This window comes from bacterium (assembly GCA_016124905.1).
Classification (GTDB): domain Bacteria; phylum Pseudomonadota; class Alphaproteobacteria; order Rickettsiales; family RI-342; genus RI-342.
Genome location: WGMV01000043.1, coordinates 1 through 22,135, shown reverse-complemented (window position 1 = coordinate 22,135; position 22,135 = coordinate 1). Strand labels below are relative to the sequence as shown.

Here is a 22,135-nt window from a genome sequence, read left to right as displayed (position 1 = left end):
CGTCCATACTGGTGTTTCTGGCAAGCGTGCTTGTGGCAGCCGGGATTGCGCTGATTGCCTTTATACCGGCTGCTTTGCTGGTTCTCGGCTGGCTTGTGTGGATGGTCATCAAGCGGCTGGAAAAGGTTCCGTCGCCTTTTACCCGCATATTCACGCTGCCTGCCAATCTGCTGCAGCATAATCAGCTGATTTATATTATGTATGACAATATCCGCCGGTTTGAGTTTATTCGGCTGATCCGTCGTATCAATAAACGCCATGATATTGTGGCATGGTATATTCCTACGCTTTTCTGGCCGGAAATGGTCCATATCAATGCGCCGAAAGTGGTGACGGCGCCGGATATCGTGTTTCTCGAATTCCCATCTTTTTTCAACAAGCCGGTGTTTCCGCGCACGTATAAGCGCATGATGGAATCGCTTTGGAGTGCCGATGCCTTCACGTGTTACAGTGAATATGTGCGGGATTATCACCTTGGAAAACTCTCTGCCGTGGATACCAGCAAGGTGAGCGTTATTCGCCACGGCAGGGTGGACCTCCGGTCTTATCTGCTACCTGCTCAGACCAAGGAAATGACGGCGGAACAGGAAAGGCTGGCCATGCGCCAGCGGGCGCTGCGCATTATTCGTGATTATCAGCGCGAACCCGACGTGGTGACAAAGCATTATCATTTCTATCATCTGGATTTTGCAGAAACCCCGTTCATTTTCTATTCATCGCAATATCGCTTTTACAAAAACCTTCACAGCCTGGTGAAGGCCTTTGCACGGCTGCGGCTGCAATATCCCGAGTTGCGGCTTGTTTTGACCGCAAACGTAAGCCAGGACGACGACCTGAAGGCCTATATCGAGCAGCAGGGCCTGGCGGCTTATATTCTTGAAGCCTACGATGTGCCCACAAGCGTGCTGGCCGCCTTGAACAACCTGGCCATCTGCGCGGTGAACCCTACCCTGTTTGAAGGTGGTTTTCCGTTTACGTTCTGCGAGGCATATTCGGTTGGCACACCTTCGGTGATGAGCAATATTCCCGTGGTGATGGAACTGGTGAAAACGGAAAAACTACGCAAACTCATGCTGTTTGATCCGTATGATCAGGATGAGATGGTCGAACGGATCGGCTACGCGCTGGAGCATCCGGACGTGCTGCTGCGTGAGCAACGGCACCTGTATGACAGCTATCCCCAGTGGGAGGATGTGGCGCGTACGTATATTGATGCCGTGCTGGCAAAGGGAGAAGCGCATGTCGCCTAAATCATCGTTGCGTTATGTCATTGCCGGTTACGGGTTTCCGGCGGAATATGCGCTTTACGCCTTGTTCGCCAGCGGTGTGATGCCAGAGCAGGTGCTGGTGCTGACCCATGCGGAAGACGACCGTAACAGCGGGTTGCTGCATGCGTTGAAGCTGCGTGGCGTGCATCACAGCACGGCGGATGCCAAAACTCCCGAGGCGGTGGCAATGGTTCAGCAATTCGCGCCGCACATCCTTATCAGCATGCATTATCGCCAGCGCATTCCCGGTGAGATGCTGAAGGCGGCGAGCCTGGGGGCGGTGAATCTGCACCCGTCGCTTTTGCCGAAATACCGGGGCACCAATTCGGTTCCCTGGACCATTATCCATAACGAACACGAGACGGGGTTCACCTTTCATTATATGGAGGAGGATTTCGATACAGGGCATATCCTGGTGCAGGAGAAGCTCGCCACCATGCCGGATGAGACGGCCTTTTCGCTGTTTCACCGTCAGATACTGGCGGCATTGCCGCATCTGGAGACGGTGATCGACAAGGTGATCGCCAGGGACCCTGGCAGGCCGCAGCATGGCGAGCCCAGTTATTTTCCACGTCAGGTGCCATTTGGCGGCATGATCGACCCAAGCTGGGACGAGGCGACGGTGGAGCGGTATATCCGGGCGATGGTGTTTCCGCCGTTTGAACCGGCGAAGCTGGAAATGGGGGGCGGTATGCACAGCGTGCCCACGATGGAGGCCTACCGGCAGCTGATGGCCGAGCGCGTGTAGGGCGTGCCGTGAAAATTCTGCATGTTTATAAAACCTATTATCCCGAGACCACCGGCGGTGGCCAGCACGCCATTTGCCAAATCGCCACCACGACCATTCCGCATGGCTGCCAGCACCGCGTGCTGACCTTGATGGCCGATAAGCAGGGCGAGCGCCGTGTGCCGCGGCCTGAGGCGGAGGTCATCCGCTACCCGAGCGATGTGGATGTGGCCTCCACCCCCATGGCATTGGCGGCCATTGCTGGGTTGAAGGAACATGCCCAATGGGCCGATGTGGTGCATTATCATTTTCCATGGCCCTGGGGCGATGTGATGCATCTGCTGGCGCGCCATGGCAAGCCCAGCGTGGTGACCTATCATTCCGACGTGGTGAAACAGAAATACCTGAATCTCGTTTATAAGCCGCTGATGTGGCAATTTCTCAAACGGGTGGATGCGGTGGCGGCGACCTCGCCCAATTATGCCGAAAGCAGCCCCGTGCTGCGGCAATTGCCGAAAGAAAAACTGCAGGTGATCCCGTTTGGGCTGGAGCCCTCCAGCTATCCTGACGCGGATGCGGCGCGGGTGGCGGCATGGAAAGAAAGGCTGGGGGAGCGCTTCTGGCTTTTTGTAGGACAATTACGTTATTACAAAGGATTGCATTATCTTCTTGATGCATTGAAGGAAGATGATTTTCCACTCGTGCTGGTGGGGGGCGGGCCCATGGAGACGGAACTGCGCGCGCAGGCGACGCGACTTGGATTGAAGAATGTGCATTTTCTCGGTCAAGTAAGCGACGAGGATAAGATGGCGCTGCTGGCCGGGTGTTACGGGTTTGTGTTTCCGTCGTATTTACGGTCCGAGGCATTCGGCCTGGCACTGCTGGAAGCGGCCATGATGGGAAAGCCGATGATCTCCTGCGAGATCGGCACCGGCACGAGCTATGTGAACCTGGACGGGGTGACGGGGATTGTCGCCAAGCCGGAGAACCCTGAAGCGTTGAAACAGGCCATGCGCCGCCTGTGGAATGAGCCGGAACTGGCGGCGCAAATGGGCCTGGCGGCGCGCGCGCGTTTTGAGGCGGAATTCACGCCCGAACGCATGGGCCAGCTTTACGCAACGCTTTACCGGGATGTGGCGCATGTTCACTAAGGCGGATGGCAAGCCCGACACAGGGGCCTATCTCAAACTGCTGTGCCTGCTGATGGTGGGGACATTGCCGTTGCTGCTGGTGGTGCATCGTGCCATGGCGGATGTGTTTTTTTCGCTGGTGGCATTGATATTTCTGGCGCGCAGCGCCTGGCTGCGGGACAAGGAATGGCTGAAGCCGCTGGAGCATCGATGGATGATCGGCCTATGGCTTTATACCTGTTTGCTGGTGGCGCCCTTTGCCGATGACAGGCTGAAAGCGCTGGAAGAAGGGCTGATATGGATTCGTTTTCCCATCTTCTTCATGGCGCTGCGTTGCTGGCTGGTGAAAAGCCGCGAGGATATGAAACTGCTGCTGGCCCTTATGCTGCCGGTGCTGGCGGTGGCATGGCTGGATACGGTGGTGCAGGCGGTTATGGGCGTTTCGCTTTCCGGCCACGAGCCGAATTTCGGACGCCTGACCGGGCCGCTGGAAAAACCGGTGATCGGGATGTATCTCGCCAAACTGACGCTTGGCCTGTGCGGCGCCGTTGCGCTGATGATGCTGAACGGCGCGCGCTGGCGCATGGTGGCCGCCATGGCGGTGCTGGCGGGGCTGGTATGGACCGTGTTTGCCAGTGGCGAGCGCACGGCGAGTATTCTCTATATCGGCGGGGTGGTGGTGATGCTGCTGGCGATCGCCTGGCGGCAGCCGCGGTTCCGCCTGCCCATGCTGGCGGGCATGGCGTTGATGGCGGGCGGCATGGTGCTGATGGCGACCCAGAGCAGCTTTTTGCAGGAACGGCTGACATTGCTGGAAAAGCAGGCCAGCAGCCCCGAGGCGGTGATGGAAAAGAGCCCCTATGGCCAATTGTGGGAGGCCGCATGGATAAGCTGGAAAGATGCACCCGTGCTGGGGCATGGCATTCGCAGCTTTCGTAACCTGTGCCCGCCGCTCGTGAAGGAACATGCCGTGTGGTATTGCGACCTGCATCCGCATAATCATTACATGGAGTGGCTGGTGGAAACCGGCCTGTTGGGAGTGCTCGGCTATGTTGCGTTGGCGGGATTGCTGGTGTGGAACGTGGTTTTGGGATTGCGAGAGGCCGATAGGGCGGATGTTCCGCAATGGGCGGCGGCGCTGGGTATGCTGGTGCTGTGCTTCTTTCCAGGCGCGACGCAGAGTTTCTTTTCCAACTGGCCAGCCATTCTGCACTGGCTGGGGCTTTCGATGGCGATTGCCGTGCTTAATGTTCCTGACAAACGTCAGATGTATTAAAGTTTCTTGCGCTTGTGTTATTTTTGCTTCCGGCGTGCGGCGGTGATGCCGCCAGCGGCCATCAGGACGAAGCCTAGCCACACCAGCTGGATGCCCGGTTTGTAATAGAAGCGGAAGCCCGCTTCGCCGTTTTCATGAACATCGCCCACTGCCGCATAGAGATCGCCCATGCTGTTAAACATGGTGGCGGATTCGGACGTGGGCATGCCCTGAATGGTATAGAGGCGCTTGGTGGGCACCAGTTCACCGATGGGGTTATCGTTTTTGCTTACGGACAGATGCATGGCCATCTCCCGGTAATCCTGCCCGTCGCGGGAGTCGTACTGGCGGTAGGTGAAGCGGTAGGGGCCCATGATTGCGGACTGGCCGGGCTTGAGCATGTATTCGCCCTCGTGCCGCAGCAGGGTGGTGCCCGCCACCCCGATGAGCAAACACGCAAACCCCGCATGGCCCAGCAGCAATGGCCAGGAAAACGTGCCCTGTTTACGGCTTTTCATGCCATAGGCAATGGAGGCGAGCAGCAGCCATATGCCTGTGCCGATGAGCAGCAGCGCAGCCATATCCTGCGTGATGAGCAGGGCGATGCCGAGTGCGGCGATGCCAAGAGCGAGATGACGCAGCAGGTCTTTTTTGAGGCGGGGGAGCTTGTCTTCACGCCAGGCAATGAGTGGCGCGATGACCGCCAACGGACCGGCGATAAGGCTAAGAGGCAGGAAGATGCTGTTGAAATAAGGATGGCCGACCGTGATGCCCGCCGTGCCGAGCGCCTGCATGATGAGCGGGTACAGCGTGCCGAGCGTGACGGTGGCGCAGGCGGTGATGAGCAGCAGGTTCTGCACCAGCATGGTTGTATCGCGCGAGAGCCATTGCCATGGCGCGGGAGCGGGGCCGGTGAGGCTCACGTTTTTCATGCCCCACAGGCTGTAGCCGCCGATGGCCAGCAGGCTGAGATAGCCGATGATGTAGAGCCCGCGTTCCGGATCCAGCGCGAAAGAGTGAACCGAGGTTAGCACGCCTGAGCGGACGAGGAAGGTGCCGAGCACGCTCAGGATAAAGCAGCTGATGCCCATCCATAAGGCCGCACGCGGAAATTGTTTGCGCTTTTCCAGCGCCTTCAGCGAATGGAGCAGGGCGACGCCAAGCAGCCAGGGCATGAGGGAGGCATTCTCCACCGGGTCCCAGAACCACCAGCCGCCCCAGCCCAGCTCGCGATAGGCCCACCATGCGCCGAGCCCGATGCCGAGCGTCAGCCAGCTCCAGGCGATCAGCGCCCAGCGGCGCAGGGCGGCGATGTGCGCCTTGTCCAGCCTGCCTTGAAGCAGCGCGGCGATGCTGAGGGAATAAACCAGCGAGTAGCCCACATAGCCCAGATAAAGCGTGGGCGGATGGATGGCGAGGCCGATATCCTGCAGCACGGGGTTCATGCCGCTGCCGTCGGCAGGGGCGGGGTAGATGCGCAGGAACGGGTTGGAGGTGAGCAGCACGAAGCCGGTGATGCCGAGCACCAGCAGGTTCTGGATGGCGATTAACGTGGGTGTTATGCTCAGGTTGCGGTCACGCCATAAAAAGGCCGCGCCATAGCCGGTGAGCACCAGCAGCCACAACAGCATGGAGCCCTCGTGATTGCCCCAGGTGCCGGTGATTTTATAGAGCATGGGTTTGGCGAGGGTGGAATTCTGCGCCACCACGGCCACCGAGAAATCCGAGCGGATGTAACAGGCCATGAGGCTGAAAAAGGCCAGCACCGAGAGCATAAACATCGCATGCTGCAAGGGCGCCTGAAGGGCCAGGGCGCGTGTGTTTTCCAGCCGCGCAGCAAGCAGGCTCAACAGCGCCAGCGGCGGCAGAAGGCAAAGGCAGAGAAGGCCGAATTCCGCGATCATTTTTTATACAGATATTCGTGAGGCACGGCATCGCCCGCATTGCCGCGCCATACGCCCTGGTCCTTCAGCGCCTTGGCGACTTCCGGCGGCATGTAGGTTTCGTCGTGCTTGGTGAGGATGGTGGCGGCGTGAAAGCCTTTGCCGTCCCACGTGCCCTGGGCGACCACGCCCTGGCCTTCGCGGAAGAGCTGGGGCAGCAGGCCGGTGTAGGAGGTGGGAATATCGTTTTTGCCATCGGTGATGATGAAGCGGCTTTCCAGCTTTTCGCTTTGCAGGGTGCCGGGTTTTACAAGGCCGCCGATGCGGATGGTGGTTTCGGCGGAAGGCTGCTTCAGCAAATCTTCCGGGCTGTAGAAAAAGACGAGCTGGCTTTTGAAGGTGGCCAGCATGCCCCACGCGCCAAGGCCCATGACGATGAGCGCAATGCCCAGCCAGATGGCGCGAATGTGTTTAGGCTTCATGGTTTTTCCAGTTGAGTGGCACGGCCGCGCCAATGGCGATAACGCCAGATGGTGCGGAGCGCAAGGGCGGCGATGCCGAGCAGCGTGATGGCATAGGCGGCGATGATGAAGCCGGATGCGTCGAAATGGGCGAGCATATTACCTGCGTCCTTTGAATTGCTGCTGTTCCTTGCGCGGCTCTACCTTCCACTGGCTGCTGATGGCGGTGCAGCGCTTCTGCAGGTCTTCCTGCTTACCGAAGCCGACGCGTTTGCGCTCCTTGTTGTTGATGAAGCCGTCGAGCTGGCTGCGGATGGTCTCCCGCGTGGTTTTGCCCATGCGCTCCAGCTTGATGGCGGGCAGGCCGAAATTGCGGGTGATGTAGTTTTGATAATCCAGAATGGCCTGTTCGCGCTTTTTGAAATCCTCTTCCTTGAAGCCGTCCTCGTCTTTGGCTTCCGGCACGGTCTGGCGGTAGTAGTTCAGGTAGGCCTGCGCGCAGTTGTAGAAGGCGAAATTCTGGATGGCGCGGCCGCGTTCCTGCGGGCTGATGGCATCCTTGCGACGGGTGGCATCGATGTCGATGGCCTGTTGCAGCATGGCGGCGATGTCTTTCTGGTGCTCCCGCTCGGCTTTTTGCAGGGGCGTGAGGCCGCTGGTGTCGGTGGCATAGAAATCCGCCCCTTTGCTCAGCAGCCACCACACCATTTTGGCACGGCCGGAATTGATGGCGAGGTGCAGCGGCGTGTTGCCCTTGGGGTCCCGCGCTTCGAGGTTGGCACCCTTGGCGACCAGGAGCTCGGCGATGGGGATGGCCTCGTCGTCGTTACGGCTGGCGGCGAGGTGGAGGGCGGTGAGGCCTTCGGGGCTGGCAATGTTGGGGTCCATCCCGCGTTCGAGGATGGCGCGCACGTCGTCTGCCGTGCCGAAGCTGGATTTATAGAGCAGATCGTCCTTGGCAAGCGCGCCGAAGGGGTTGGATTTGCCAGGCGCGGCGCTGCTGGTGGATGGCAGCGGAACGGGCGGCAATGGAGGAAGTTCGGCGGCGAAAGCGCCAGAAGCCAGCCCAAACAGGGCCAAGCCGCTGATTGCACCATGAAAGCTCTTGAACATTCTCACTCCCATACCCACATATGGTTCATATAACCCAAAACCCACTCAGGTTCCAACATGGCAAAAGCAGCACGCGCAAAAAAAGTCCAAACAACTGATGGCACGGAGAATTATCAGTTCACGGCCGAGACGGGCAAGGTACTGAAATTAATGATTGGTGCGCTGTACACCAATTCCGACATTTTCCTGCGGGAGTTGATCTCCAACGCATCGGATGCGTGCGACAAGCTGAAGTTCGAGGGATTGACCGACCAGAAGCTGGTGGAAGGCGATGCGGATTTCGCCATCACGCTGATGGTGGATGAGAAGGCGCGGATGTTGACGATTCTGGATAACGGCATCGGCATGAGCCGGGAGGAGTTGATCCAGAACCTCGGCACCATCGCGCGCTCGGGCACGCAGGAATTCATGGCGAAATTTGCGGAAGGCAAGCAGGATGCGAGCCTGATCGGCCAGTTCGGGGTGGGGTTTTATTCCAGCTTCATGGTGGCGGATAAGGTGACCGTGACCTCCCGCAAGGCGGGTGAAGAGGTGGGGCATGTGTGGGAATCGGACGGGGAGGGCAGCTTTACGGTTGCCCCGGCGGCGGAAGGCACGCAGCGCGGCACGCGGATTGAGCTGCATTTGCGGGAGGGGATGGAGGAATATCTCGATTCATTCCGCCTTGAACATATCGTGAAGACCTATTCGGATCATATCCCTTTTCCGGTACGGTTTTTTGATGAGGAGAAGAAGGAATTCCGCCAGTTCAACAAAGGCGCGGCGCTGTGGACGCGGGGGAAGAGCGACATTACCGAGGATGAGTATAAGCAATTCTACAAGCATGTGTCGCATCTGCCGGATTTCCCATGGATGACCTTGCACAACAAGGTGGAAGGCGCGCTGGAATATACGTCGCTGCTGTTCATCCCGACCATCCGCCCGTTCGACCTGTTCCACCCGGACAGGATGCGCCGCGTGAAGCTGTATGTGAAGCGCGTGTTCATTACGGAAGACAGTGTGGAGGTCATCCCCGCGTGGATGCGCTTTTTGCGCGGCGTGGTGGATTCGCAGGACTTACCCTTGAACATCAGCCGCGAGACGTTGCAGCATAACCAGCTGGTGACCAAGATTCAGCAGGCCCTGACCAAGCGCGTGCTGAGCGAGCTGAAAAAGAAGGCCGAGAGCGATGCGGAGGCTTATGCGGCCTTCTGGAAGAATTTTGGCGCGGTGCTGAAAGAGGGGCTGTGCGAGGCGATTACGGATAAGGAGCCGATTCTGGAAGTGTGCCGTTTCACCAGCTCGGCCACGGGTAACCTGGTGAGTCTGGATGAATATATCGCCGCCATGCCGGAAGGGCAGGAGCATGTCTATTACTTCCTCGGCGACGATGTGGAGGCCATGCAGGACAGCCCGCAGCTGGAGGGGTTCCGCAGCCGTGGGTATGATGTGTTGCTGTTCGACGACCATGTGGACAGCTTCTGGGTGAATGTGGTGCATCAGTATAAGGGCAAGGGCCTGCAATCCGTCACCAAGGCCAAGCTGGAGGAAGCGCCGGAAGCTGCCAATGAGGACAAGCCCGCCGCCGATGCCAAGGAGACGGATGCGCTGATCGCCGCGTTGAAGGCCACGCTGGGCGAGGAAGTGCGCGATGTGCGCATCACCCACAAGCTGACGGAAAGCCCCGTGTGCCTTGCCATCAACGAGGGGGACATGGACATCCGCATGGAGCGGTTTTTGGTGGAGCAGAAGCAGCTGCCCGGCACCTCCGCCAAGATTCTGGAGATCAACCCCGGCCATGCGGTGATCAAGAAGGTCGCCGGGATGATCGGCAGCGACGGCTTCGCCGATGCCGCCCACCTGCTGCTGGATCAGGCCAGGATTGTGGAGGGGGAGGAAATCAGGAACCCAGCGGCGTTTGCTAGGAGGCTGACGGTGTTGATGGGTAAAGGGTTCTAATGCTTACAACTGATGCTTGGTGCTATTTAAATCTTGATAATCCAGTTTGCGCTTGGCTGCCTATCGCGGTGTACTAGTTCAAGCTCCTTCTGAGCCGGGGGTTCTTTCGGTTTGGATGGCTTCTATGCTTTATACTAATGACCCACAACGGGTAGCACGTGAGTTTGGCTTAGAAAGAGTGCGTGCCTTACAATATCCATCTTTAGTTTCGCGCCTTCGAGGGATGTACGTATTTACTGATAAGCGCAGCGCTGATTTAGCAGCGAATTCATGGGGTGGACATCCTTTTGTATCAGAGAATCTTACTGAGATAAGCTTATCAGAAGCAAAAATAATAGGCATTCGGCATGATGCAAACTGGATTACCTATGCAGATGTTCCAGATTGGATGGAGCGATATTGGCTAGGAGAGGCACATCCAAATCATGAGCCAATTTGGGAGGTTCTTGCTGAAGGTCGGCTTATTTTGCTAGGGACAGTTTTACGTGATAAAGCTTTTAATATCTTGCAAAGCTATTTTCCTGAGGCAACAGTCCTTCTGGAAACAGCTAGAATGGCAGCTTGGATAGGTTCGGATTTTGCAAATATTGCTGCTTTTTTAAGGATAATGCCGCCTATGGTGCATTTGGATTATGCTCTAGATATGCGAGATTTAAATAATGAGGATTTTATACGCCAGTTGATTCAATTGCGAGATAGTGGCCACCCAATTAATTGGGATGCTATTATGCCTCATTTATCCAAGGGTGATTTTGTTACACCTGATTTGAGACCTTATGGCTTTATTCGTACGCTTTTGGATATGCCGTATTTGATTCCATCACAAATTTAAGTAGCCTGATCAGGCTTGTTCAGTTTCTTCAGCGGCCTCTTTTTTATGCCTTTTAGGTAAATTGCTTTTCATTTCTTCAATTATACTAGCTGAAAAATCACGTATTGGATGTTTAGCTACCATTTTTTTGCTATCTATATCTTGGGCTGGATTAAACGCTAATTCATAAAATGCAGAAAAAGCTATTTCATCTTTATACTCAGGTGATTGATGCTTAAAGCCTTCAACAGATGCGGCTATTGAGTATTTATAAGCGTAATGCTCTTTTAATTTAAAGAGATTGGCGTATTTTCTTGCATTAAATATTGTGAGCCAAGAGGCAGGGAGTAATAATATAGCGCGAATTAATAACCCATGGAAGGTGTCGCGTGTAATTGCAGTGGCTTGCGTAAAGCTCTCACCAAAGATAGTGCTTGATATTATAGGGAAAAAGTAATCAAGAATAGGTATGCACATGAGGACTAAGAGTCCAATAGACACATAAAATGCTATTGCTGCGTTATCGAGCTTTGTTTCTAGTTTTCCGTGTAATTCCCCAAATTTTGAAGCAAGTCCAGCGACTGTAGCTCCGCTAAGCATTTGTTCTGATTTTTCGATCCGATCTTCTATTAGTTTTTTTGAGTCATCTATATATTCAATGGATTTATCAAGTTTTGATTTTATAGATTCATAATTCTTGTTTCTGGATTCTAAGCTATTATCAAAACTCTCAAATTCTGTTTCATAATTCTCAACGGTAGTTTTTAATGTTCCTGCATCTTTAGTGATTTCGCGAATTTGACTGATTTTAGCGTTTATTTCGTCAATTTCTTTTTGTTTTAAATCATTTGCTGTTTTTGCGGATTTTGTTAGTTGCTGAATTTTTTCTTCATTTTCAATGGCATTTTTATGTGCTTCTAAAACTTTGGCTTTTTTACCTTTGACCTCATCAATTATTGCAGCCATCTCTGCTCGTTCTTTGGAGATTTTTGTAAAAGCTGATGTCCAACTTTGTAATAAAGAAGAGAAATCTGAAAAGCCTTTGGAAGATAAAAGTTTTTGTACGTCTAAGGTTGTGCGTAGTAATTCATCTGAGGCGTAAAAAGGGCCTGCGAGGTTTGGAATAAGTGCAAATTGAATTCCATTGGGAGTATGTATTTCTAATGTATCACCTTGAATTGTAGTTATATCGCCATTTTGTTTGGCGTTTACAAAGTTTTGTATAACAATATCAATTTTTCCACTTGTTTCTATAATTTGATTACTGAGTTGCCTAATTATTGAAAAAGGAACTAAAATCGAGTCGTTATCATTTTGAAGGTTATCAATTAGATGTAATGTTGCCTCTATCCTAGATAAGAATTCTGCAATTGTAATATCAATTTCTAAATTTAAATCGATATCCAAATCTATCTTGCTTTTATCTTGTGCTTCTACCTCTTGCATGAGTTCCTTAAAGGAATCAAATTTTTTCTTTAGGTCTGATAATTCAGTATCTATGTAGTTAAGCATGGTTTTCTCGCTAAGCTTATGGCTTATATATTGTGCTGTTTTGCCTGTTTATTCAATTTTATTTACTAATCTTTGTAGCCAGTTTATTGTGTTTTAAAGGTGCATTTTTAATGCGCCTTGGGGCTTAAGAACCCTTGCCAACAGCGGCCGTATCAGCCGTGACCATTGATACTCCCTTGCTTTATGGCTGGGGAGGCGTTGTCGTATGTCCAGGGTGAAAGCCTAAAGGACAACGCGATCGTCTGTTGGCGGTTTCTTAACTCCCCGGTCACCAGCAACTTCTGGTGGCCGCTTAACCGCTAAGGTAGCATAGGGAGTATTTCGTGATTCACAACAGTGATTTAGGTGGGGATGATTTGCCCTGCCACTTCTGTGACGTTCTGGCACAGGTGTGCCCGTATAAGCGGCGTTATGAGGCGCTGCTGCATGGGGGCATTCCGCCGGGGGCGGTGGGGGTGCCAAGTGATGTGCTTACCCCTCACCCCAACCCTCTCCCACAAGGGGAGAGGGAGCTACGCTGGTGGTTTTGGCTGATGGTGCTGGGGTGTGTGCTTGGGCTGGTGGCCGTGGGCTTATGGGGATAGTGCATGAGGTGATGCCGCTGGCGGATGTGCTGGCGGGGTTCGGCGTGATGGGGGTGGGGTTTTTGGTGGCGTGGTGGTGGGGGAGGTAGGCCTCACACCCCGGCCCTTTTGCGACGGTTTATGTGGCTGTAGGGCCCCTCACCCCAACCCTCTCGCGATGGCTTACGCGGCCCCACTGGGGCCACGGTCCTGCGAGAGCCCACAAAGGGGCGATGGGGTTAATGGGGCATGGCTGGTGGGGTGACGGCGGCGGTGGGTGGGCAGAGTTTTTTTAGTGCCCAGTCGGGGGCCAGGGGGGCGTCGGTGGTGGGGGTGTTGCTCATGGCGAGGGCTAGCTGGAGCCAGAGTTCCGCACGGGTGGGCGGGGATTTGATTTCGCGGATGTTGCTGGCGGCTTCCTTCGGGCGTTTTTTAGCGGTGGCGAGGCGGGCGAGGTCCGCATGCAGGCTGTCATCCGCACGGGGGAGGACGCGGCGCCAGGGGAACCAGCTGTTTTCATCCCAATCACGGATGGCTTTGAGGGTGCGGTCGGCTTCGTCCCACTGTTTATTTTCCACGAATGTGTGGAACAGGGCGGGGAGGTTGCCGCTGTTGTTGGCCACCGTCAGGTAGCCGAGCAGCCCTTCCAGCATGCCGGTGCGGCCGATGCCTTCCGCCAGTTGCTTGCGGGGCAGCATCTCCCACGCGTGCTTCCACGCCTGGCCGTTCAGCATGGCATCCACCCCGCGCGGGGGCAGGGCGATTTTGGGGGAGATATCCTGCCACTGGCCGATGCCTTTTTCCACCTGGCCTTTTTCCATGAGGTGGATGGCATAGATGAGGCGGAGCTTGTGGCGGCGGCTTTCCAGCTCCGCCTGCGGGTAGCGGCTGACGATGCGGCCTTCCAGCAGGGTTTCGGCGGCGTTTTGAGCGGTGACAGTGCGTTTTTCGTCCTTGGCGGCGGAGGCAGCGCGGGCAAGCGCGATGTAACCGGCGCAGGCCTCGATATCCTCCTCCTGATGCTTCAGGCTTTCCACGGCCTTGTCGAACAGTTCGCCGTTCAGGGCATTGGGGTTCTGGATGAGTTTGTTATCGGCCAGGGCGGTGAGGAGGGCCTCGCGCAGGTCGCTGTCGTTGATTTTCTGGGTGTTGAGGATGGCGTTGACTTGCTGGTCAGCGCTCACGAAGCCGTGGCCGCGTCTGATGGCGGCGAGCAGGGCCTGCTGGCCGCGCGTGAGCATGTCGCCCTGCCATTCGCCGATGGCAACGGGAATGGAGGATTGCCAGATCTTGTCCATCCACAGGCTGTGGCCGACGGGCCAATGTTCAAAAATGATGGCGCCGGAGCGGTTGAAGGAGGCAAGCAGCGTATCGGGCTGGGGCACCAGCCGCCGAAGCTGCATGGCGGAGTTGAGAACCTTGTCGGCGGCAAATTCCTTACGGCCGAGTTTCTCGAAAATGCCGCCCTCCAGGGCGAGGGTGGCGGGTTTGTCGACCATCGGGAGGGTTTCATCCAGATCAAGCGCGAAGGTGAGCATCTGGGCGGCGGTGTTTTTCTGGTCGATGCTGATGTAATATTCCGCCAGCGTGAGCCAGCCAAGGCTTTTGGCGCCGGTGTCGTCCACCGTGTGGAGCGTGGTGACGGCGGATTCGATCTCTCCCTTTTGTGCTAGGGCGAGCGGAAGGCGGGTGCTCATGAAATCCTTCACCGCCGGAATGGCTTTGTTGGCCACCAGCCAGTCGCGCAGGTCGTCATCCGGCGCGACGCCGGCCTGTTTGGCGGCGACATCCAGGATGGCATCGGTCTTCAGGCGCATGTCGGCGAGGATGTCGGTCAGGCCACGGGCGATGTCGAAACGGAGGGCGGGCTCATGGGTCACGTAATGGTGGCGGATGGCGTCGCGCAGCAGGGGCGGCATGTCGGGCGGGAGCTGCACCAGCCAGGCTGGCTGGGCACGGGTGAGGCTTTCCCACAGGGCGAGGGTGGCCTCGGTGTTGCCTGCGCAGGTTTTGGGCGGGGATTTGGGGAGCTGCTCGCGCAGGGCCTTCCAGATGCCGTCGGCCTTTTGACGGGAGCCGGCCTGCCAGTAATGGGCGGCGATGCGGCTCATGCCCGTGGTGTAGGCAGGGGTGTCCGCCCCGGTTTTGCTGAGGGAGGCGAGGGCTTTCTCCGGCATGTTGATGGCCAGCCAGCCCCGGGCGAGCTTGGCGGGCATGTCGGCATCCGCCACGAAGGCGCTTTGCTGGGAACTGGCCAGGGCGGCCTCGGCAACGGCGCAGGGGGCGTTCAGGCCGCGGTCGCATTCGGGCGGGGAGTGTTCGGCGGCCAGCGCGCCTGTGCTCAGCATCGTGATGGCGAGGATGAGTGCGGCGGCGTGTTTCATAAGCAGTGAATGGTCTCAGGGCTGGAGAGGGCGCGGATGCGCTCCACCATCGCGAAGAAGCCGTTGCTGCGGCTGGGGCTGAGGTGCTCGCCCAGGCCGAGGCTTTCGAACAGGAGTTTGGCATCGAACTGGTGGGCCTGCTCGGCGGTTTTGTCCTGAATGGCGGAAAGGAGGATGGCGACCAGGCCTTTGACGATGCTGGCGTCGCTGTCGCCCTGCCAGTGGATGCGGCCGGTGGCGGGGTCCTTCTCCGCCCAGAGCCAGACCTGCGAGACGCAGCCGCGGACCTTGGTGAGGTCGTTCTTCAGCTCATCGGGCAAGGGGGGGAGTTTTTTGCCGAGCTCGATGACATAGGCGTATTTTTCCTCCCACCCGTCGGCGAAGCTGAAATAGCCGATGATGTCTTCAAGCGGGGGCTGGGTCATGCGCCCGTATCTTTCAGTGGGGCCGAGGTGATGCGCCACTGGTCTGCTTCGTGGAGGTTATAGAAGCAATCGGGGCGGTTGGTGTGGCAGGCGGGGCCGGTTTGTTCGACTTCCAGCAGGATGCAGTCCTTGTCGCAATCGGTGCGCAGGCTGATGAGGCGCTGGAGGTGGCCGGAGCTTTCGCCCTTTTTCCACAGTTTGCCGCGCGAGCGGGACCAGTAATGGACGTGGCCGGTTTGCAGGGTGAGTTCGATGGATTCGCGGTTCATCCAGGCCATCATCAGCACGGTTTTGGTGGCATAGTCCTGCGCGATGGCGGGGATGAGACCGCGATCGTCGAACACAAGCTCGTTTAAGGCATTCTGATTCAATGGATTAGGCATGACGGGCGCTGGCTGTGTGGAATCTTGTTGTTTCTAGCGCAAAAACCCTCTGGACGAAAGCAAAAGGGGCTGTTATCACGCTCGTCACCGTTTGACGCGTTCCTCGATAGCTCAGCGGTAGAGCAACCGGCTGTTAACCGGTAGGTCGTAGGTTCGAATCCTACTCGAGGAGCCAAAAGGTCAGGGAGCACTAACTACCCTGTGCATCAAAACCCGGCTCTGCCGGGTTTTTGCTTTTTAAGGCGTGATTGGCATGCTGCGTGGTTTTCTCTTTTTTATTGGCTGTATGTTCAGTCTGCCCGTCTGGGCGGAGGAATTTGCCGTGGATGGCGACCTGATCGGCGAGATGCGCGTCTATACGGCGAAGAAAGAGGATAATCTCTACGAAGTGGCGCGGAAGAACGATATCGGCATTGTGGATATCGTCAGCGCCAACCCGGGCGTGGATGTGTGGATGCCGGCGGAAGGGACGGAGCTTTTGCTGACCACCCGCCATGTGCTGCCGCCGGGGCCGAGAAAGGGCATCGTCATCAATCTGCCGGAGCTGCGGCTTTTTTATTATGAGGGGGAGAAGGTCTACAGTTTCCCGATCGGCATCGGGCGGGAAAGCTGGCGGACGCCGGTGGCCAATACCAAAATCGTGCGCAAGCGGGAAAAGCCGGTATGGACGCCGCCTGCTTCCATCCGCAAGGAGGAGCCCGACCTGCCGGAGCGGGTGGAGCCGGGGGAAGATAACCCGCTTGGGGATTATGCGCTGGACCTGGGGCTGAATGCGGTGCTGATTCATGGCACCAACCGTCCGTATGGCGTGGGCAAGCGTTCCAGCCATGGGTGCATAAGGCTTTACCCGGAAGATATCGCTACCTTGTTTTCCAAGGTGCAGGTGGGCACGCCGGTGCGCATCATCGACCAGCCTTATAAGCTGGGCTGGCAGGCGGACACGCTTTACCTGGAAGTGACGCAGACGCAGGAACAGACAGATGTGACGGCGGAATATAAGCAGCCGGAGAATAAACCCATCCCCGGCATTTATGATTTCATCATGGCCAAGGCGGGCGATATTGCGGAAATCGACTGGGATGCGGTGGAGCAGGCCGTGGCGAAGCGCGATGCGATTCCCGTAATCATTGGAAAACGCCGGGTTACATTGCCTAACAAAGATTAGGCAATCTACACCTCTTCACACTGGCTCGCTCTGCTCGCTAATTATGGCGCGAGCCCTCAATGGGCCAGTCGCGTCGCTCCAGTTTAAAGCGAGAAACAAAAAACGCCGCCATGCGGTTGCATGGCGGCGTTTACAAAACGGGTAAGCCGTGAGCTTACTTGTTCTGGCCCTGACGGAAGATGCGGTCGGCTTTTTCGCTGGAGGTTTCTGCTTTGCTGCTGGCGGCCTCGGCAGCGTCGGCAGCGCGGTCGGCATCGGCCTTGGCAGCGCGGGCGTCGGCGGCGGCGGAAGCGGCCTGCTCTTTGGCTTCGCGGGCATTTTCATTGGCGGATTTCAGCAGGGCGCGGTCTTCCTTGCTGAGTTCGGTCGTGCAGCCGCTGACAAAGGTGAGCGCCAGGGCGGAGAGGATGAGGTATTTTTTCATGGTACGGTCCTTTGCTAAATGAATTTCCATCATGGTTTCCCGGAATCAATACACCGCAATGTGGCATCGCGGGTTTGACCAGGATCAACCCGTAACGGTCTTTATGTGCGATAAATGATTAAGACACAAGTTACAATGGAGAGGAATATGCCAAGCGACCGGGTTTCCAGAAAGCGCCAGAGCTCAGCTTTTGCGCCGATGAACGCCATGCAGCAGACGGAACGCCGGATTCTTAACGCCGAGCGCGAAAATATCAAACATGCGGTTAATGTGGCCGACTATTTCAACCATTCGGCGATGGAATATGCCCAGAACTGCATGAACCAGTTTAATGCCTGTTTCCAGTCGGGCAATGCATCCACCAGCCGGTGGCAGGGGGTGGCGCGCGCCTGGGCTGATAGCTATAGTGAAGCTGTCGCCGATTACACGGAAAGCTATGGCAAGGCCTTATCCTGCCGAAGCGCTCATGAGATGATGGATATTCAGTTCGGCTTGATGCACCGGGCATCGTCGCGGTATTTTGATATGGGCCGAAAGATGCGCAATGAGCTATTCCGCTGCTGTGAGCAGGCCGCATCCGCCTTGGGGGCATGCGCCGCCTAACTGCGTTTCAGCACTGAGCGAATGTCTTCTGCGATTGGGACAATGGCCACAATGGCCAGGATGAAGGCCAGCGGCACGGTAGTGATGAAGCCTTCATGCTTGAACGCCAGCGCGCCGCTGATGCCGCCGGTGAGGAAGGCTGTCAGCAGCATGGCGTGAAGCCGCAGTTTGGTGAAATTCACCGTGATGCCTTGCCCGGGATGGGTGAAGGAATAAAGGAAGCGGCCCGTCTCGATGCCGATATCCGTCACGATGCCGGTGACATGGGTGGTGCGAATCTCCGCGCGCGAGATTTTGGTGATGATGGCGTTTTGCAGCCCCATGATGAAGCAGATGGTGCAGATGGTGATGCTGGCGGCCAGCGCGAAGGAATGCATCGCGTTGGTGGCGCTGAGGCCGAACACGAGAAGCAGCAGGGCTTCCAGCATCAAGGCCCAGGCAAATTCCCCATGGCAATGGCGCGCGCGCGCCATGTTGATGATGATGGATGAGGTGATGGCGCCGCAGAGAAAGGAAAAAAGAAAGAAGAAGGTGAGCAGCGCCGAACTGAACTTATGCAGCGCAATGTAATCCGCAATGGCGGAGACGATGCCCGTCATGTGCGAGGTGTAATAGCCGATGGCCATGAAGCCGCCCGCGTTGATGGCGCCGGCCAGAAAAGCCAGCAGCACGCCAAGCTGGGTGTCGCTTTTGGGGGTGCGGTGGCGGCCCGCCAGATGCATGAGGAATGTTTTGAGCATGTATGTATTTAACGCCAGGCATGCATAACTTCAACGGCTTGCAGCCTATGCCGATGGCGGATTGACATGGGCGTGATTTCAGGCCAGTTTCACCGGCAATAAATATAAGGGAGGGTGATATGGCCGGGCGAAAAAAGACTCAGGCAGCGCCTGCGGTTGTGCCAATGACGTGGAAGCAGAAAAGCATCTGGGTGCTGGTGGCGCTATTGGGGGCTGGGGCCTTTTCGACCATCGCCATTCACCGGGGCGAGACGATCAATTCCATCTGGTTCATTCTGGCGGCCATCTGCACCTATCTGGTGGCGTACCGTTTTTACAGCGCATGGATCTGCGCCAAGGTGCTGGCGCTGGACCCCACGCGCGCCACACCGGCAGAGCGTCTGAATGACGGGCGCGATTTTGTGCCGACCAATAAATGGATCGTGTTCGGGCATCATTTCGCGGCGATTTCCGGCCCGGGGCCGCTGATCGGCCCGACGCTGGCGGCGCAGTTCGGTTACCTGCCGGGGACCATCTGGATTCTGGTGGGAGCGGTGCTGGGCGGCTGCGTGCAGGATATGGTGGTGATGTTTCTTTCCGTGCGGCGCGACGGCAAAAGCCTTGGCCAGATGGCGCGGGAGGAGCTGGGGGCGATCGGCGGGTTCGCCGCCCTGATCGGCACCTTCATGATCATCATCATCCTCATTGCGGTGCTGGGGCTGGTGATCGTCAAAGCCACGAAGTTCAGCCCATGGGCGACCTCGACGGTTTTCTTCACCATTCCGATCGCCATGTTCATCGGGCTTTACCTGCGCTTCATCCGCGTTGGCAAGGTAGGGGAGGCCTCGGTCATCGGCTTTTCGCTGTTGCTGCTGGCCGTGTTCGGTGGCGAATGGATCAAGGCATCGCCGATGCTGACCAGCTGGTTCACGCTCGGCGCGATGCCTATTGCGATCGCGGTGATGGTGTATGGTTTCACCGCCGCCGTGCTGCCGGTATGGCTGCTGCTGGCGCCGAGGGATTATCTCTCAACCTTCCTTAAAATCGGCACCATCAGCTTTCTGGCATTCGCCATCCTGATCATCCATCCTGACATCCAGATGCCCGCGTTCACCCAGTTCGTGGATGGCAGTGGGCCGGTTTTCGGTGGGGCGATCTTTCCCTTTGTGTTCATCACTATTGCCTGCGGGGCGATTTCCGGTTTCCATGCGCTGGTGTCTTCCGGCACGACGTCGAAGATCATCGCCAGTGAGGCGCATATCCGCATGGTCGGGTATGGGAGCATGGCGATGGAATCCTTCGTAGCCATCATGGCGATGATTGCGGCCACGATTCTGCAGCCGGGCGTCTATTTCGCCATCAACAGCCCCGGCGGTGTGGTGGGGGAGGATATCGCCACGGCGGTGCAGACCATCACGTCCTGGGGGTTTCCCGTCACGGCGGAGCATATGAACGAGCTGGCCGCGACCATGGGCGAGGATTCGCTGATGGCACGCACGGGCGGCGCGCCGTCACTGGCGGTGGGCATGGCCTATATCCTGGCGGGGGTGTTCGGTAAGCATCTGCTGGCGCTTTGGTACCATTTCGCCATCATGTTCGAGGCGGTGTTCATCCTCACCGCGCTGGATGCGGGCACGCGGGTGGCGCGCTTCATGCTGCAGGATCTGCTGGGGGCGTTCTATGCGCCGCTCGGGCGCACATCCTGGTATCCGTCTGTGCTGGCCACCAGTTTCCTGGTGGTGCTGGCCTGGGGCTATTTCCTTTATGTCGGGGTGATCGACCCTTATGGCGGGGTGAATATCCTCTGGCCGTTGTTCGGCATGTCCAACCAGATGCTGGCGGGCATGGCGCTTTGCCTGTGCACGGCGTTGATCGTCAAAAGCGGCAAGCAGCGGTTCGCCTTGATTACGGCATTGCCGCTGGCGTGGATTCTGCTGATTACGAGCGTGGCAACGTATGACCGGCTGTTCAGCGATGATATCCGCATCGGCTATATTGCGGCGGCCAATGACTGGATGTTGAAAATCAAGGCGGGCGGCATGGATGCCGACAAGCTGGCCATTGCCGAGAAGATGTTCTTCAACAATAATCTGGTGGCAGGGCTTTCCGCCTTTTTCCTGCTGCTGTTCTGGATTGTGGTGCTGGATATGCTGCGGCTGTGTTACCGCAGGCTGGTGAAGGGCGAGGCCATGGCGCTGCGCGAGGCGGCTTATCAGAAAACACTGCTGGAGGCCTGATATGTGGCGAAAAATGCGGCAAATTTATGCCGAATGGGGCATGAAAGGGGCCTATGCCCGCTATGTGGCGCATCATCATGCGCATCATAAGGGCGAGCCGCTTGGGTATGAGGCCTTTTTCAAGGCGGAAACTGAGCGACGCTGGGGCGGCGGAGGTATTAAGCGATGCTGTTGAAACGGATAAGCATGGCCCTGATGGGGCTGATGATCGGCGCAGGAGGCGCAATGGCCGTGGAAGGAACGAAAAAAGCCGTGTTTGCAGGTGGGTGCTTCTGGTGCATGGAGGCATCGTTCGACCATTACGGGCGGGAGGGCATTCTCTCCGTAACCTCCGGCTATACGGGCGGAAAGGTGGCCAACCCGACCTATGAACAGGTGGGTACGGACACGACCGGGCACCGGGAGGCGGTGGAGATCGTCTATGACCCCAAAAAGGTCAGCTACGACAAGCTGTTGGAGGTGTTCTGGAGCAACATCGACCCCACCGACGAGGGCGGGCAGTTCTATGACCGCGGAACCCACTATAAAACCGCTATTTTCTACATGGATGAGGGGCAAAAAAAGGAGGCCGAGGCCTCCAAAGAAGCCGTTGCCAAAAAGCTTGGAAAAACAGTGTATACCGAAATTCTTCCAGCCGCGGTTTTTTACCCGGCAGAGGATTATCATCAGGATTTCTATAAAAAGGACCCAAGCCATTATAATGCCTATAAAAAAGGCAGTGGCAGGGAGGAAAAGCTTAAGAAAATCTGGGGTGATCGTTAATAATCGGTTTTCTTAAGGAAGTGCTGAGTATTCGCCCATATCAAGGGCTATTTTTTCTTTTGGTTTTTAACTAATTTTTACTTTGTTGCTTCAAAGTGAAATGTGAGGAATCAGCATTTCACGGGATTGATGAAGCGATTGCCGGAAGAATTGATGGACGAGCTTGGGGCAGGTGCGGGCAGGATGCTGCGCGTGACGCTTGCGGCTGCCTTGTTGTCTTCGGCCTCGCCTTTTGGTGCGATGGCCAACCCTGTTGGCGGTGTTGTTAGCGGCGGTTCTGCGACGATTGGCAGTAACGGCAATGTGCTGACGGTGAACCAGAGCACGAACCGCGCGGTGATTGACTGGCGCGGGTTCGACATCGCCCCGCAT

At 56.6% G+C, this 22,135-nt stretch carries 22 protein-coding genes and 1 tRNA gene; 13 read left to right on the top strand and 10 right to left on the bottom strand.

Annotated features, from left to right (window positions below):
• From GC177_10485 to GC177_10470, 4 genes are all read left to right on the top strand, one after another.
• Positions 1 to 1,250: glycosyltransferase (locus GC177_10485; protein ID MBI1276377.1), on the top strand; the 1,250-nt coding region annotated here is incomplete at its 5' end.
• On the top strand, positions 1,240 to 2,016 hold the full coding sequence (locus GC177_10480) for a methionyl-tRNA formyltransferase (GenBank protein MBI1276376.1): 777 nt from the start codon (positions 1,240 to 1,242) through the stop codon (positions 2,014 to 2,016). The genes GC177_10485 and GC177_10480, both read left to right, overlap by 11 nt.
• A gap of 8 nt (positions 2,017 to 2,024) precedes the next feature.
• Positions 2,025 to 3,146 (top strand): glycosyltransferase, encoded by a 1,122-nt coding sequence (locus GC177_10475; protein MBI1276375.1) that lies wholly within the window; start codon positions 2,025 to 2,027, stop codon positions 3,144 to 3,146.
• The gene (locus GC177_10470; protein MBI1276374.1) at positions 3,022 to 4,401 is read left to right on the top strand and encodes a hypothetical protein; all 1,380 of its coding nucleotides are present in this window, start codon (positions 3,022 to 3,024) and stop codon (positions 4,399 to 4,401) included. The genes GC177_10475 and GC177_10470 overlap by 125 nt, the downstream gene beginning before the upstream one ends.
• Before the next feature lie 17 nt (positions 4,402 to 4,418).
• On the opposite strand, the gene nrfE is transcribed toward GC177_10470, so the two are convergent.
• Genes nrfE through GC177_10450 form a run of 4 tightly spaced genes read right to left on the bottom strand, consistent with a single transcriptional unit; the run spans position 4,419 to position 7,849 of the window.
• Positions 4,419 to 6,284 carry a heme lyase NrfEFG subunit NrfE gene (gene nrfE, locus GC177_10465; GenBank protein ID MBI1276373.1) on the bottom strand — a complete coding sequence of 622 codons (1,866 nt, stop codon included), beginning with the start codon at positions 6,282 to 6,284 and terminating at the stop codon, positions 4,419 to 4,421.
• Positions 6,281 to 6,745, bottom strand: a complete 465-nt coding sequence (locus GC177_10460; GenBank protein ID MBI1276372.1) for a cytochrome c biogenesis protein CcmE — start codon at positions 6,743 to 6,745, stop codon at positions 6,281 to 6,283. Before GC177_10460 ends, nrfE begins: the two co-directional genes overlap by 4 nt.
• A complete protein-coding gene (gene ccmD / locus GC177_10455) occupies positions 6,742 to 6,882 on the bottom strand; it encodes a heme exporter protein CcmD (protein MBI1276371.1) in 141 nt (46 codons plus the stop codon). Before ccmD ends, GC177_10460 begins: the two co-directional genes overlap by 4 nt.
• A gap of 1 nt (position 6,883) precedes the next feature.
• Positions 6,884 to 7,849: a hypothetical protein gene (locus tag GC177_10450; GenBank protein MBI1276370.1), complete on the bottom strand. Its 966-nt coding sequence runs from the start codon at positions 7,847 to 7,849 to the stop codon at positions 6,884 to 6,886.
• Between the two features lie 45 nt (positions 7,850 to 7,894).
• Here GC177_10450 and htpG point away from each other — a divergent pair, with 45 nt between their 5' ends.
• Both htpG and GC177_10440 read left to right on the top strand, forming a co-directional pair.
• A complete protein-coding gene (htpG, locus tag GC177_10445; protein MBI1276369.1) occupies positions 7,895 to 9,775 on the top strand; it encodes a molecular chaperone HtpG in 1,881 nt (626 codons plus the stop codon).
• Positions 9,776 to 9,899: 124 nt separating this feature from the next.
• Positions 9,900 to 10,607, top strand: a complete 708-nt coding sequence (locus GC177_10440) for a hypothetical protein (GenBank protein MBI1276368.1) — start codon at positions 9,900 to 9,902, stop codon at positions 10,605 to 10,607.
• A 9-nt stretch (positions 10,608 to 10,616) separates the two neighbouring features.
• Here GC177_10440 and GC177_10435 read toward each other — a convergent pair whose 3' ends face one another.
• The 4 genes from GC177_10435 to hisI form a co-directional block, all read right to left on the bottom strand.
• Positions 10,617 to 12,098 carry a hypothetical protein gene (locus tag GC177_10435; GenBank protein ID MBI1276367.1) on the bottom strand — a complete coding sequence of 494 codons (1,482 nt, stop codon included), beginning with the start codon at positions 12,096 to 12,098 and terminating at the stop codon, positions 10,617 to 10,619.
• Between the two features lie 802 nt (positions 12,099 to 12,900).
• Positions 12,901 to 15,045 (bottom strand): hypothetical protein, encoded by a 2,145-nt coding sequence (locus GC177_10430; protein ID MBI1276366.1) that lies wholly within the window; start codon positions 15,043 to 15,045, stop codon positions 12,901 to 12,903.
• Positions 15,042 to 15,470, bottom strand: a complete 429-nt coding sequence (locus GC177_10425) for a hypothetical protein (protein MBI1276365.1) — start codon at positions 15,468 to 15,470, stop codon at positions 15,042 to 15,044. Before GC177_10425 ends, GC177_10430 begins: the two co-directional genes overlap by 4 nt.
• Positions 15,467 to 15,853, bottom strand: a complete 387-nt coding sequence (gene hisI / locus GC177_10420; protein ID MBI1276364.1) for a phosphoribosyl-AMP cyclohydrolase — start codon at positions 15,851 to 15,853, stop codon at positions 15,467 to 15,469. Before hisI ends, GC177_10425 begins: the two co-directional genes overlap by 4 nt.
• A 100-nt stretch (positions 15,854 to 15,953) precedes the next feature.
• On the opposite strand from hisI, the gene GC177_10415 reads away from it, so the two are divergent.
• Both GC177_10415 and GC177_10410 read left to right on the top strand, forming a co-directional pair.
• Positions 15,954 to 16,028, top strand: a tRNA-Asn gene (locus GC177_10415).
• A 78-nt stretch (positions 16,029 to 16,106) separates the two neighbouring features.
• Entirely contained in the window at positions 16,107 to 17,018 is a 912-nt protein-coding gene (locus tag GC177_10410; protein ID MBI1276363.1) for a L,D-transpeptidase family protein, read from the top strand.
• 154 nt (positions 17,019 to 17,172) lie between these two features.
• Here GC177_10410 and GC177_10405 read toward each other — a convergent pair whose 3' ends face one another.
• Positions 17,173 to 17,475, bottom strand: a complete 303-nt coding sequence (locus tag GC177_10405; GenBank protein ID MBI1276362.1) for a hypothetical protein — start codon at positions 17,473 to 17,475, stop codon at positions 17,173 to 17,175.
• A gap of 81 nt (positions 17,476 to 17,556) precedes the next feature.
• On the opposite strand from GC177_10405, the gene GC177_10400 reads away from it, so the two are divergent.
• The gene (locus GC177_10400; GenBank protein ID MBI1276361.1) at positions 17,557 to 18,045 is read left to right on the top strand and encodes a hypothetical protein; all 489 of its coding nucleotides are present in this window, start codon (positions 17,557 to 17,559) and stop codon (positions 18,043 to 18,045) included.
• Here GC177_10400 and GC177_10395 read toward each other — a convergent pair.
• A complete protein-coding gene (locus tag GC177_10395) occupies positions 18,042 to 18,785 on the bottom strand; it encodes a DUF1275 domain-containing protein (GenBank protein MBI1276360.1) in 744 nt (247 codons plus the stop codon). The two genes, GC177_10400 and GC177_10395, sit on opposite strands and share 4 nt — an antisense overlap.
• Before the next feature lie 164 nt (positions 18,786 to 18,949).
• Between GC177_10395 and GC177_10390 the strand changes: the two genes are divergently transcribed.
• The 4 genes from GC177_10390 to GC177_10375 all read left to right on the top strand — a co-directional run.
• Positions 18,950 to 21,001 (top strand): carbon starvation protein A, encoded by a 2,052-nt coding sequence (locus GC177_10390; protein MBI1276359.1) that lies wholly within the window; start codon positions 18,950 to 18,952, stop codon positions 20,999 to 21,001.
• Position 21,002: 1 nt separating this feature from the next.
• Positions 21,003 to 21,176 carry a putative selenoprotein gene (locus tag GC177_10385; GenBank protein ID MBI1276358.1) on the top strand — a complete coding sequence of 58 codons (174 nt, stop codon included), beginning with the start codon at positions 21,003 to 21,005 and terminating at the stop codon, positions 21,174 to 21,176.
• Positions 21,167 to 21,763 carry a peptide-methionine (S)-S-oxide reductase MsrA gene (msrA, locus tag GC177_10380; GenBank protein MBI1276357.1) on the top strand — a complete coding sequence of 199 codons (597 nt, stop codon included), beginning with the start codon at positions 21,167 to 21,169 and terminating at the stop codon, positions 21,761 to 21,763. Before GC177_10385 ends, msrA begins: the two co-directional genes overlap by 10 nt.
• A 129-nt stretch (positions 21,764 to 21,892) precedes the next feature.
• The coding region (locus GC177_10375; GenBank protein ID MBI1276356.1) for a hypothetical protein at positions 21,893 to 22,135 on the top strand (243 nt) is incomplete at its 3' end.